The organism is Nevskia sp. (genome assembly GCF_023266035.1).
Taxonomy (GTDB): Bacteria; Pseudomonadota; Gammaproteobacteria; order Nevskiales; family Nevskiaceae; genus Nevskia.
The window spans coordinates 12124-23326 of sequence record NZ_JAHFRY010000080.1 but is presented as its reverse complement, the minus strand read 5'-3'; the positions used below and the strand labels follow the sequence as shown (position 1 = coordinate 23326).

Annotated in this window: 13 protein-coding genes and 2 pseudogenes; 5 read left to right on the top strand and 10 right to left on the bottom strand. The window is 63.7% G+C overall.

Annotated features, from left to right (window positions below):
• Positions 1 to 130 (bottom strand): annotated as a pseudogene (locus tag Q0D45_RS13350) (acetaldehyde dehydrogenase (acetylating)); the annotation flags it as partial.
• A 192-nt stretch (positions 131 to 322) separates the two neighbouring features.
• Here Q0D45_RS13350 and Q0D45_RS13345 point away from each other — a divergent pair.
• Entirely contained in the window at positions 323 to 994 is a 672-nt protein-coding gene (locus tag Q0D45_RS13345; RefSeq protein WP_366946445.1) for a class II aldolase/adducin family protein, read from the top strand.
• A 114-nt stretch (positions 995 to 1108) separates the two neighbouring features.
• Positions 1109 to 1456 carry a hypothetical protein gene (locus Q0D45_RS13340; protein ID WP_293393627.1) on the top strand — a complete coding sequence of 116 codons (348 nt, stop codon included), beginning with the start codon at positions 1109 to 1111 and terminating at the stop codon, positions 1454 to 1456.
• A gap of 19 nt (positions 1457 to 1475) precedes the next feature.
• On the opposite strand, the gene Q0D45_RS13335 is transcribed toward Q0D45_RS13340, so the two are convergent.
• Positions 1476 to 1724, bottom strand: a complete 249-nt coding sequence (locus tag Q0D45_RS13335; protein WP_293393625.1) for a hypothetical protein — start codon at positions 1722 to 1724, stop codon at positions 1476 to 1478.
• 169 nt (positions 1725 to 1893) lie between these two features.
• Between Q0D45_RS13335 and Q0D45_RS13330 the strand changes: the two genes are divergently transcribed.
• On the top strand, positions 1894 to 2511 hold the full coding sequence (locus tag Q0D45_RS13330) for a MarR family winged helix-turn-helix transcriptional regulator (protein ID WP_293393623.1): 618 nt from the start codon (positions 1894 to 1896) through the stop codon (positions 2509 to 2511).
• Positions 2512 to 2637: 126 nt separating this feature from the next.
• Positions 2638 to 3708 (top strand): 2Fe-2S iron-sulfur cluster binding domain-containing protein, encoded by a 1071-nt coding sequence (locus tag Q0D45_RS13325; protein ID WP_293393621.1) that lies wholly within the window; start codon positions 2638 to 2640, stop codon positions 3706 to 3708.
• Positions 3709 to 3775: 67 nt separating this feature from the next.
• Here Q0D45_RS13325 and Q0D45_RS13320 read toward each other — a convergent pair whose 3' ends face one another.
• From Q0D45_RS13320 to Q0D45_RS13310, 3 genes are read right to left on the bottom strand one after another with little or no spacing between them, the layout of a single operon-like run.
• Entirely contained in the window at positions 3776 to 4051 is a 276-nt protein-coding gene (locus tag Q0D45_RS13320) for a cytochrome C oxidase subunit IV family protein (protein WP_293393619.1), read from the bottom strand.
• Between the two features lie 14 nt (positions 4052 to 4065).
• A complete protein-coding gene (locus tag Q0D45_RS13315; protein WP_293393617.1) occupies positions 4066 to 4602 on the bottom strand; it encodes a cytochrome c oxidase subunit 3 family protein in 537 nt (178 codons plus the stop codon).
• 56 nt (positions 4603 to 4658) lie between these two features.
• A complete protein-coding gene (locus Q0D45_RS13310; RefSeq protein ID WP_293393615.1) occupies positions 4659 to 5435 on the bottom strand; it encodes a hypothetical protein in 777 nt (258 codons plus the stop codon).
• A 151-nt stretch (positions 5436 to 5586) separates the two neighbouring features.
• On the opposite strand from Q0D45_RS13310, the gene Q0D45_RS13305 reads away from it, so the two are divergent.
• The gene (locus Q0D45_RS13305; RefSeq protein WP_293393613.1) at positions 5587 to 6513 is read left to right on the top strand and encodes an AraC family transcriptional regulator; all 927 of its coding nucleotides are present in this window, start codon (positions 5587 to 5589) and stop codon (positions 6511 to 6513) included.
• 16 nt (positions 6514 to 6529) lie between these two features.
• Here the strand turns inward: Q0D45_RS13305 and Q0D45_RS13300 are convergent, their stop codons facing one another.
• The 5 genes and pseudogenes from Q0D45_RS13300 to Q0D45_RS13280 form a co-directional block, all read right to left on the bottom strand.
• A complete protein-coding gene (locus Q0D45_RS13300; RefSeq protein WP_293393611.1) occupies positions 6530 to 7327 on the bottom strand; it encodes an enoyl-CoA hydratase-related protein in 798 nt (265 codons plus the stop codon).
• 49 nt (positions 7328 to 7376) lie between these two features.
• Entirely contained in the window at positions 7377 to 8984 is a 1608-nt protein-coding gene (locus Q0D45_RS13295) for a carboxyl transferase domain-containing protein (protein WP_293393608.1), read from the bottom strand.
• The gene (locus Q0D45_RS13290; RefSeq protein ID WP_293393606.1) at positions 8981 to 9484 is read right to left on the bottom strand and encodes a biotin/lipoyl-containing protein; all 504 of its coding nucleotides are present in this window, start codon (positions 9482 to 9484) and stop codon (positions 8981 to 8983) included. The genes Q0D45_RS13295 and Q0D45_RS13290 overlap by 4 nt, the downstream gene beginning before the upstream one ends.
• Entirely contained in the window at positions 9484 to 10992 is a 1509-nt protein-coding gene (locus Q0D45_RS13285) for a biotin carboxylase N-terminal domain-containing protein (RefSeq protein ID WP_293393604.1), read from the bottom strand. Before Q0D45_RS13285 ends, Q0D45_RS13290 begins: the two co-directional genes overlap by 1 nt.
• Positions 10989 to 11203, bottom strand: a pseudogene (locus tag Q0D45_RS13280) (hypothetical protein); the annotation flags it as partial. The gene Q0D45_RS13285 and the pseudogene Q0D45_RS13280, both read right to left, overlap by 4 nt.

The following is an 11203-nucleotide window of genomic DNA, read 5'->3' as shown; positions in this document are numbered from 1 at the left end:
CCAGACCTTCCGATTCCGGATCGACACCGACCATCCATACCGGCTCCAGCACGCCGGAGCGCTTCAGCTTGTACAGCAGGTCCGTCCCGATGTTCCCAGGACCGATGATCGCGCAGCGGATCTTTTTCACGCGGCTGTTCTTCCGTATCGTCAAAGTTCGTGTGGCACCGTACTATGCTTCCCACCCGCTTTCAACATTCCGGCTAAACGGATTGTAAGTTGCGATCACAAGCGCCTGCCCCGAAAGGAAATGAAGGTTATGACAGCTGTGCCACAAACGAATTTTCCCGCCCCGATCGCCAGCGCCGCGCAACAAGCCGAGCTGCGCGTGGCCGCTCGTGCGCTATCGCGCGGCGGCCTCGTGCACGCCTACGGTCATTGCAGCCTGCGTCTCGATGCGCAGCATTTTCTGGTCTGCGCCGCGAAGCCGATGGGCAGTATCCAGCCTAGCGATGCCGGCACCGTCGTGCCGGTCCGCGGCGCCTTGCCGGATGGCGTGCTCGGCGAGGTGCGCATCCATCAGCAGGTCTACGCCCGGCGGCCGGAGATTGCTGCGGTATGCCGAATCATGCCGCCGCAAATCGGCCTGCTCGCGCTGCTGAAGCGGACGCCGCGTGCGCGGCACGGCTTCGGCGCCTACTTCGCGAGACCGGACGGCCAAGGCCCAGTGCTCTGGGATGACCCCCGCCTGCTGCGTGATGACACAGCCGCCGCCCGTCTCGCCGATACGCTGGGTACCGGCAACGCGCTGGTGATGCGCGCCAACGGCGCGGTGGTGGTTGGCAAGACCATCGTCGAAGCGGTGGCGCTGTCCTGGTTCCTGGAGGAAGCTGCACGAGTCGAAACCGGCCTGATGCAGATGGGTCAGGACGGCGACCACACGCTGCTGACAGCAGACGAAACCATTGCCCGGCAGGTGGTGGCCGGAAGAGTCTACGAGCGGATGTGGGAACACCTGAGTTTTGGCGATGCGGAAGCCGTACCGCTAACCTGAGCATGCCCCCAGCGAAAGCATGGGGCATTCGTGACCAGCAGCAGCCAGCATCATCCTTTCATCACAACTAAGGCCCGACATCGAGTCCGGGCCACACTAAGGGAGAAGCAAGCCATGCCATTGATTCAGATTGCGTTCTATTTCTTCGCAGCCATTGCCGCCGGCGGTATCGGCATGGCGGCCATGATTGCCTTCGGCATCCGCATTCCAGCCTTCCTGGGGCCAGCCCACGGGCTTGGTGGACTGGCGGCGCTGGCCACCCTGTTCACCTCGAACCTCAAGGGCGGCGATGCCACGCCGACGCTCGCCTGGTGGGCGCTGGTGGTGTTCCTCGGCGGCTTCATCGGCGGCATGCTGCTGTTCCGCGTGCTGTTCAAGGGCAGAACGCCGCTGGCCATGGTCGCTGTGCATGGCAGCGCTGGCGCGCTGGGCCTTTACCTGCTTTACAGCGCGGCGTTCTGATCGCCGGCAGGCAGCGGCATCAAGGCTTGCCCAATACCTTGATGTTGCTGCCGCAGCTGCTGGTCCGCGGACAGGAAGCCTTGTCGTAAGCGACTGGTTCGGCGCTCTGTTCAGGCACGGGATCGGCAACGGGACGGATAAAGCCGCAGGCCGACAAGGCGAGCGTCAGCACAGTCGCAGCAAAGGAGCGCAGCAGCAGTCGGGACATCATCAAGCTTCCCGTCGTCTGGCGGCGCACCAAATCCGTCGCAGAGTCGGCCAGGAACAATCCTCAAGTCAATCGAATCGACGCTGAAATGCACGCTTGGCAAAGTGAATCGGCCGCGAACCGTTGTAGTATTGAAGCATACGGTTTGCCATGGTTCAGATGGGGTTCAGGTCGCGGGAATCGCTCCCCGAACTGTCAGGCGCGGCCGATTCAATTGGGAAAACCTGCGATGAAGACGCGCAACATCAAGGCCCCGCCAGCGGAGGCAGCGACGGTTTCAGAAGCCGCCACGACGCCCCCGGCCGAGCCGCCAAGCGCATCTGCGCGTCAGCCTGGCGAAGAACCGAGCGATGCCAGCCTGCAGCCGCCGCCAAGCGAAGAACTGTCGCGGCAATGGATCAAGCTGGGCTTCCTGATCCACGACGTGTCGCGTCTGCGCCGTTCGGCCTACGACCAGTTGATGAAGCCGCTGAAGATCACCCGTGCCCGCTGGTGGGTGCTGGCGCATCTGTCACGCCACGACGGCATGATGCAGTCGCAGCTCGCCGACGTGCTGGAAGTCGGCAAGGCCAGCCTCGGCACTGTTGTCGATCAGCTGGAGAACAGCGGCTGGGTCGAACGCCGCGCTGATCCGCTCGACAAGCGCGTCAAGCGCGTCTATCTGACCCGCGCCGCGCAACCGCTGATCAAGACCATGACCATCGAGGAAGATCGCTTCAACCAGCGGGCGCTCGGCGCACTCAGCCTGGACGATCATCAGACGCTGTCTCGGCTGCTGGGTCAGATCAAGCATTCGCTGTCGCGGATGGGCGTGGACAGCAACAATCAGTCGCTGGATGAGGACTGAGGCCGTAGCGCTTCATCGCTGACAAAACAACTCGCGAAAACGCGTTGCGCTTTTTCATATGGATGCATACCATCCGCGCGCTCCTGCTGCACTATCCTGTCGCGCGGAGCCTTGCGGAGAGTGGCCATGGGATTTCTGAAATCGCTGTTTGCTGCGAAGGAAGCGAAGTTTGTGGAAGTGGCGCCATTTGGTGCGCGCTATGAAGTGCCGAGCGGGGAAACCATGCTTGAGGCTGCCCTCAAGAATGGCGTGCCGTTTCCGCACAACTGCACCGTCGGCACCTGTGGCTCCTGCAAGTGCAAGCTCAAATCCGGACGTGTCAGTGCGCTGACCGACTTCGGCTACACGCTGTCGCAGCAGGAAATCGCCGCCGGTTTCATCCTCGCCTGTCAGGCCATCCCGAAGGATGCGTTGACTCAGGTGGAAGTCGAGAGTCAGGCGCTCGATGCGCCGGCAGTGGCGTCGTTCACCGGCAAGATCTCGGCCACCGAGACGCTGACCCATGACATCGTCAAGATCACCATTGCCCTGGATCGGCCGATCAAGTTCGTGGCCGGTCAGTACGCCAATCTGAAATATCCGAACATCCAGCGCGCTCGAAACTATTCGTTTGCCGATGCGCCGGATCGGGATGGCCGCAGTCAGGTGTCGTTCTTCATCCGCAAGGTGCCGAACGGGATGTTCACCGAAGCCTTGTTCAAGGGCGAGTTGAATGATGTGACCCTGGATGTGGAGGGCCCGCACGGCAATTTCCATCTTCATCCGGGCACCGCGCCGATGGTCTGCATCGCCGGGGGGTCGGGCTTGGCGCCGTTGCTGTCAGTGCTTGAAGCGGGTCGCAAGGATCGCGTGCAGCGGCCTTGTGCCTTTCTGTTCGGGGCGCGGACGCAGGCGGATCTCTATGGTCTCGAGCAGATCCAGCAGATCGCTCAGAACTGGAACGGCAAGTTCGTGTTCCTGCCGGTGCTGTCGCATGAGCCAGCCGACAGTTCCTGGACCGGCGCTCGCGGTCTGGTGACGCAGTTCATCACCGATGCCCTGCCCGAGATCGACTGGTCCACCGCCGAAGGCTACATGTGCGGCCCGCCCGGCATGATCGACGCCGGCATGTCGTCCATGACCGAAGCCGGCATGAAGCTCGAGGCCATCTTCTACGACAAATTCACTGACGAAAGTCATTCCGCAAAAATGCCGTAACGAAAGCGCTAAAAAGGGCCCGGCTGATTCAGCCGGGCTTTTTCGTTGCAACGAATGAATCAGCCAATCAGGCCACAGGAGCGGCATGCAGATAGAAGCCGGCGATCGCGCCGGTGACCACGAGCACCCAGGCTTCAAGCAGCAGCCGCCACGGCAAAGGCGCATGGCGCAGTTCCATGAAGTGCAGCAACACCAGCCGCACCTTGATCGCCGCGATCAGGATGATCGACAAGGTCGCGACACTGGCGGTGAACTGATCCTTCGACAAGCCCCAGGTGGTCACGCAGGTCGCAGCCATCAGGAACAGCCAGACCAGGGTCGCGGGTTTCGTCAGTAAAGCCATGGCCTATCTCAGCCCTATCTCAGCAAGTACAGCAGCGGGAACAGGAAGATCCACAGCAGATCGACCATGTGCCAGTAGGTGGCGCCGGATTCGAGCACCTTCATGTTGCGGCTGTCGAACTCGCCCCTGCGCGCCTTGAGCCAGAACACCGTCAGCATCACGCAGCCGCCGATCACGTGCAGCAGGTGAATGCCGGTCAGCGAGAAATAGAACATGTAGAAGTCGTTGCTCATCGGCGTGATGCCGGCCGCGAGCTTGCCGCCGTACTCGATCGCCTTCGAGATGCCGAAGGCGATGCCACAGAGCATCGCCGCCAGCAGCAGCTTCGGAATCGTGGCGAGCCGGTCACGCTTGGCGGCATCGACGGCCAGCACCACGAACCAGGAGCTGGTCAGCAGGATCAGCGTGTTGATGCCGCCGAAGTCCGGATTCAAGGTGTGGCGCGCGGTTTCGAACAACGCGCCCTGCTTGATCCGCTCCTGCATGAACGACACGAACAGCACGCCGAAGAAGCACATGTCGGCGAGTACGAAAACCCAGACGCCCTCCACTCCGGGAAGGCGTCGGGTCGCTACGGCTGGAGAAGTCGACATGCCGCGAGAATGCCTCAGCGGGCGCCGATCAGCGAGCCGGACTGCTCACGCACTGCGCTCGGGCTGGCGGCACCGTCCTCGATCTCGATGCGGTTGACCGCCTTGATGATGAACACCGACATCGACACGATCCAGATGTACCAGGTCGGGAACGCGATCCAGAAATTGAACATGCCGTGGAACGCGAACGGGCCGGTCTTGAAAAACGGGATCAGGCTCACCGGGAAGAACGAGGCCACGGTGACGAAGCCCCACCAGCAGACCCAGGCCGGCACCAGCGGCTTCGCGCGCTTGTCGCGCAGGAACACGATGGCGGCGGCGATGATCTGCCAGCTGGTCACCATGTAGGCGAGGTCGACGATCATCCAGCCGAGGTAGTACAGCGTCTGGACCATCTCCGGCGACAGCACGTCGATCTGCAACGCGATGGTCAGCCAGATGCCGCAGGCGACGACGATCGGGCAATAGGTGATCGTTGCGCCAGTCATCTCGATGTTGGCGAGCATGCCTTCACCGCCTTCGATGCGGCGCATGACGCGCGACACCGCCGCGCCGAAAGTCATGTAACAGGAACCAAGCACCATGCACACCGACATGCCGATCATGATCGGCGTCTGCAGATCCTTGTAGTGCTGCCACATGTCCTGGGCGCTGGTGTTCGCTGCCATCGGCGGGAAGTTGCTTCCCAGCAGGCCCCACATGCAGAAGAAGCCGATGAAGAAGATCGGGCCGGTCCAGGCCATCAGCTTCCACATGCTGTAATCAACTGGATTCGGTTGTGTCGGATTCATGGAATCATTACTCCTCGGATAAAGACGGCCATACCGGTTTTCCGGCGTTTTCTGCTTGTGCCCAAGTATCCTTTTGCAGTAAATAGCGGTCTACCAAGATTGTCCGATCGCGATATCAGAATCGGCTACGCATCATCCGGGTCATCCGCACATGAACGCCACCGTCAGATTGCATGCGGCAGATGCCTTCCGATTCGCATTCGGCACCGCACCTGCCGTTGCCGCAGAAGCGGGAACTGACGGTGAAGCCGGCATCGGCATCTATGACTGGCGCACGCCGGACATGGCCGGCTTCGAACTGCCGGAAACCGATGAGCTGGTCATCGCCCTGCACCTCGGTGGTTCACGCCGCGTGCGTGCGGTGACCGAGCGCGGCCTCAGCCGCGCCTGTTCGACGCCGGGGCTGGTGACGATCCTGCCGCCGGGCCGCTCCGTTGCCTTCAACACTGGCGGCAGCATCGACGTGATGACCTTGCACGTGCCGCAGAGCGTGCAGCGCATCAGCAGCCTCGAGCCCACCCTCGGCGCCGGCACGGCGACGGCGCGCTTCGCGTTCCGCGACGCCTACATCAGCGCCAGCATGGAAGCGCTGCTGCGGGCGGCGCGCGGCTCGCGGGCACCGTCATCGGACTACATCACCAAACTGGCCAGCGCCCTGCTCTGCCACATCGGCCAACTGGCGCTGACGGTGCAACCGGTGCAGCCGGCAGTAAAGCGGGACGCAGCGGCGAACCTGCCAGCTTCGCCGAACCGCAAGATCGGCGGCCGGTCGCTGGCCGAGTTGCTGGCGCATATCGAGGGCAGCCTGAGTCGCCCGCTGCCGATCGACGAACTCGCTGCCCACGTCGGCATCAGCCGGGCCGCGTTCACGCGCAGCTTCCATTCGGCGATGGGCTCGACGGTGCACCAGTACATCACCCAGCGCAGGGTTACCGCATCGATGCGCCTGCTGCGAAATACCGAATTCGATCTCGCCTGGATCGCCCAGGAGACCGGCTTCTCCAGCCAATCGCACTTCACCGACACCTTCCACGCACTGACCGGTTCAACGCCGCGCCGCTTCCGCGAACAGCGCTGAACGATTCCGCGCCGGCTCAGAGCCCGAGCGCTTTCTTCAGCCGTCCGGTCACCAGCGGGCTGGATGCCAGTGCCACCAGCGAAGCCTGCTCTGCCGCAAGCTGCTCATGCAGGCCAGGCGACATCGTCTCGCGGATCAGCCGCCGCGTTTCGCTGGCCGCGCGACCGGACGCGATCAGCGGCTTGATCCGTTCAAGCACGGCGTCGATGAACGCCGCATCGTCGCCGTCGATCACCTCGTTGAAAATGCCGAGTCGGGTCGCCGCCTCCGGCGTGATCGCATCGCCGCGGATCAGGATTTCCAGCGCCTTGCGAACACCGACGATGCGCGGCAGGAACTGGGTAGTGCCGGTATCCGGCGACAGGCCGAGCTTCGAGAAGCCTGGACGCAGGGTCGCCGAAGGCTTGGCGTAAGCGAAATCGCAAGCGCAGATGAAGCCCAGACCAGCGCCAGTCGCCGGACCATTGACCGCCGCGATCAGCAACGGTCCGGCGTTGACCAGGGCTTCCAGAGCGCCATGAATACGAGTCGCCAGTCGATCGAGCAAGCGCGCGAGTTCGCCATCGTCACCGCTGCCCAGCGCAGCCTTGAACACGCCGACATCGCCGCCCGAGCAGAAGATGCGACCGGCACCCGTCAGCAGCACAGCTTCGATGCGCGGCGAAGCCTTGATGTGGGCCACTGCGGCTTCGATCGCCAGCGCCATGGAGTCGTCGATGGCATTGGTCGCATCCGGACGGTTCAGGGTCAGCAGGGCGACCCGGCCGTCGAGGTGTTCTTCGATCAGCACCAGATTGCCGATTTCATTGCTCATGTCTTGCAGACTTCCTGAAAGGTTCTTTTAGTTATTGGGGGCGCAGCGATCACATCCGGAACACGCCGTAGCGCGCTTCCTCGATCGGCGCATTCAGCGCGGCGGACAGCGCCATCGCCAGCGCATTGCGGGTATCGGCAGGATCGAGAATGCCGTCGTCCCAGATTTCCGAAGTCGACCAGTAGGCGCTGGACTTGCGCTTGTACTCGTCGAGCACGGGCTCGCGGATCGCCGTGATGTCTTCCGGCGAGAGCTTCTGTGCGGTGCGCGCCAGCTGACGGATCTTGATGTCGACCAGCACGTTCGCGGCCTGCTCGGCGCCCATCACGGCGGTCTGGCTCTGTGGCCAGGAGAACAGGAAGCGCGAATCGAAGGCGCGGCCGCTCATGCCGTAATTGCCGGCACCGAACGAGCCGTGGCACATCACGGTCAGCTTCGGCACCGTGGCGTTCGACATCGCCATGATCATCTTGGCGCCGTCCTTGGTGATGCCGCGCTGCTCGTACTCGCGGCCAACCATGAAGCCGGTGATGTTCTGCAGGAACAGCAGCGGCGTGCGATCGCGATTGCACAGCTCGATGAAGTGCGCGCCCTTCAGCGCGCTGTCATTGAACAGCACGCCGTTGTTGGCGAGGATGCCGATGCGGTAGCCCCAGAGATGGGCGTAACCGCAGATCAGCGTCTTGCCGTAGGCCGGCTGGTATTCATGGAAGCGCGAGCCGTCGACGATGCGGGCAATGATTTCGCGCATGTCGAAACTCTGCTTGATGTCGCGCGGCAACACGCCGTAGAGCTCTTCCGGATCGTGCAGCGGCGGCTCGGGCGTCTGCCACTGCACCTTGGTCTTTTCTGCTTTCGCGAAGTTGCCGACGATGTCGCGCGCGATGGCGATCGCTTCCTCCTCGCTGGCGGCCGGATAGTCGGCGGTGCCGGACACCGAGGTATGCATGTCGGCACCGCCAAGCGCGTCGACAGTGACTTCCTCACCGGTCGCGGCTTTCACCAGTGGCGGACCGGCGAGGAAGATCGCGCCGGTACCGCGAACGATCACGCTGTAGTCCGACAGTGCCGGCACATAGGCGCCACCGGCCGTGCAATGGCCGAGCACCACGGCGACCTGCGGCACGCCCATCTTCGATAGCGCGCACTGATTGCGGAAGATCCGGCCAGCGGCGTACTTGTCGGCGAAGAAATCCGCCTGCAGCGGCAGGAAGCCGCCGGCCGAGTCGCAAAGATGGACGACCGGCAGGCGGTTCTCGATGGCGATGTCGAGCGCGCGCACGGTCTTCTTGATCGTCAGCGGATACCAGGCACCGCCCTTGACGCTGGCATCGCCGGCATTGATGACCACTTCCCGGCCGGCAACGATGCCGATGCCGATCACGCAGCCGGCGCCCGGCACGCTGCCGTCGTAAGCCTCGCCTGCCGCGAGCGTCGAAAGCTCCAGGAACGGCGTGCCCGGATAAAGCAGCAGCGCAATGCGCTCGCGCACCAGCAGCTTCTTCTGCGCGCGCAGACGATCGATATCGCGCTGCGGGCGCTCATGGCGCGCGGCTTGCTGACGCGCCTTCAAGTCATCGGCAATCGCCCGGTTGTGGGCGACGTTAGCGCGGAACTCGGCCGAGCCAGTGTTGAGCTGTGATTCGATGCGCTTCATGCGGTGATCGACTCCAGGCTCAGCAGCAGTGCATCGCGATCGAAGCTCTGGCCGGCAGCAAAGTTCACGGCCGCGACGACGCCATCTCGTGGGGCGACCAGCGTCGTTTCCATCTTCATGCTTTCCATCGTCAGCAAGGTCTGGCCGCGGCTGACGCTATCGCCAGCCGCCACGGCCACGGTGATCACCGAGCCCGGCATCGGCGCGCGGATGCCGTCTGCAGCGCCGCCCTGATGCTGGGCGGCGAGGCGCTCCAGCGGATGGCGGTAGCGCAGCTGGTAAGCCTCGCCATCGAGATGAATGAACACCTCGTCGCCGCGCGTGGCGATGATCGCGTCGATCTTGCGGCCGTCGATGTTAAGCCTGAGTCGGCCGTCGATCTCGGCAAGCACGCGAACATCGACCGTGTGCGTCTCGTCGAGGTGAAGGCGATAGCCGGCAGGCGTACGCGAAAGCTCGACGCCGTGTTGGTTGTCAGCAAACTCGAAAGCGTGGTGCATCAGTTCCTCCAGGCGCCGAGCGCGGCATGGAGATCGGGAATCGCATCGGCGCCGTCGCGCATGGTTTTCGTGCTCAGGCTCGCGGCAGCCAGCAGTGCCTGCAGCGTCGACGGCGCCAGTTCCGGCTCTGCCGCGATCTGTGGATTGGCATCGAGAAAACCGGTGTGGACGTCGCCGGCAACGAAAGCCGGATGGGCGATCAGCCGGCGCAGGAAGCCGATGTTGGTCTTGCAGCCAAGCAGCACGGTGTCGCGCAGCGCATGGTCGGCGCGGGCCAGCGCTTCGCTACGATCAGTGCCGTGAACGATCAGCTTGGCGATCATCGGATCGAAGGCCGCGGTAACTTCGCCGCCCTCGACCACGCCGCTGTCCCAGCGCAGGCCTTCGCCTTCTGGCGCGCGCAGCCGCAACAGCGGGCCGGTGGTCGGCGTGTAGCCGCGTGCGGCGTCCTCGGCGTAGATGCGCAGTTCGATCGCGTGGCCGCTGGTTCGCAGATCGGCCTGCGTGTAGCCCAGTGCTTCGCCGGCCGCGACGCGCAGCTGCTCAAGCACCAAGTCCTTCCCGGTGATGGCTTCCGTCACCGGATGCTCGACCTGCAGCCGCGTGTTCATCTCCAGAAAGAAAAACTCTCCCGTCTGCGCGTAGATGAACTCCACGGTGCCGGCATTGCGGTAAGCCGCCGAGCGCGCGATGCCGGCAGCTGTCTCGCAAATGCGTGCGCGCAGTTCCGGCGTCAGCGCAGGAGACGGGGTTTCCTCGACGATCTTCTGGAAGCGGCGCTGCACCGAGCACTCACGCTCGAACACGTGAACGACCGAGCCGTAACCATCGCCGAGAACCTGCACTTCGATATGGCGCGGGTTCTCGATGTAGCGCTCGACGTAGAGCCGGCCATCGCCGAAGTAACGCTGGCCTTCGCTGCGCGCGCGTTCGATCTCGGCGTCGAGCAAGGCAAGGTCGCGAACGATACGCATGCCCTTGCCGCCACCGCCGGCCGAAGGCTTGATCAGCAGCGGCGTGCCGACCGCACGAGCACGATCGTTGAAGCTCTCCGGATCGTCGTCCTCGATCGCGCTCGGAGCGACCGGGAAGCCGGCGCGCTCGACAAAGTTGCGGGCGCGCACCTTGTCGCCCATCAGTTCGATCTGCTCGGGCAGTGGCCCGATGAATACCAAGCCGGCCGCTGCGACAGCGCGCGCGAAGCCGGCGTTCTCGGACAGGAAGCCGTAGCCCGGATGGATCGCGCCGGCACCGCTGTCGCGCGCAACTTTCAAAATCTGTTCGGCATCGAGATAGGCGGCGACGGGCGTGCTGCCGGTGATCTCGATCGCCTGATCGGCCATCTGCACGGCCAGCGTGCCGCGATCCGCGGCATGAAAGACGACGATGCCTTTCAAGCCCAGGGCTTGAACGGTGCGCAGCACGCGCACGGCGATTTCGCCGCGATTGGCGACCAGCACGGCCTTGAACGGCCAGGCGCTGGTGTCGTGGCTCAAGGAGTTCTTCATCGGCGTTTAGCGAGTCTCGGGGTTTTGTTGACGGCAGCCACGCGCGCGCTGGTTTCGATGCCATCGCAGACCATCGCCGTCAGTTCAGCGGCGATCGCGTCGACATCGAGCTCGCCTCGGCCGCAGATGTAGTTCCAGGTCAGATGCTCGACGGCGCCGTAGACGAGATCGCGCATCAGGCTAGGCGAGACATCGCGGCGGAATTCGCCGG

Coding starts and splice junctions, on each gene's coding strand:
- Q0D45_RS13330 (WP_293393623.1), top strand. CDS start 1,894: ATGAAGACGCGCAACATCAAGGCCCCGCCAGCGGAGGCAGCGACGGTT.
- Q0D45_RS13340 (WP_293393627.1), top strand. CDS start 1,109: ATGCCATTGATTCAGATTGCGTTCTATTTCTTCGCAGCCATTGCCGCC.
- Q0D45_RS13310 (WP_293393615.1), bottom strand. CDS start 5,435: ATGAATCCGACACAACCGAATCCAGTTGATTACAGCATGTGGAAGCTG.
- Q0D45_RS13305 (WP_293393613.1), top strand. CDS start 5,587: ATGAACGCCACCGTCAGATTGCATGCGGCAGATGCCTTCCGATTCGCA.
- Q0D45_RS13290 (WP_293393606.1), bottom strand. CDS start 9,484: ATGCACCACGCTTTCGAGTTTGCTGACAACCAACACGGCGTCGAGCTT.
- Q0D45_RS13325 (WP_293393621.1), top strand. CDS start 2,638: ATGGGATTTCTGAAATCGCTGTTTGCTGCGAAGGAAGCGAAGTTTGTG.
- Q0D45_RS13320 (WP_293393619.1), bottom strand. CDS start 4,051: ATGGCTTTACTGACGAAACCCGCGACCCTGGTCTGGCTGTTCCTGATG.
- Q0D45_RS13295 (WP_293393608.1), bottom strand. CDS start 8,984: ATGAAGCGCATCGAATCACAGCTCAACACTGGCTCGGCCGAGTTCCGC.
- Q0D45_RS13285 (WP_293393604.1), bottom strand. CDS start 10,992: ATGAAGAACTCCTTGAGCCACGACACCAGCGCCTGGCCGTTCAAGGCC.
- Q0D45_RS13300 (WP_293393611.1), bottom strand. CDS start 7,327: ATGAGCAATGAAATCGGCAATCTGGTGCTGATCGAAGAACACCTCGAC.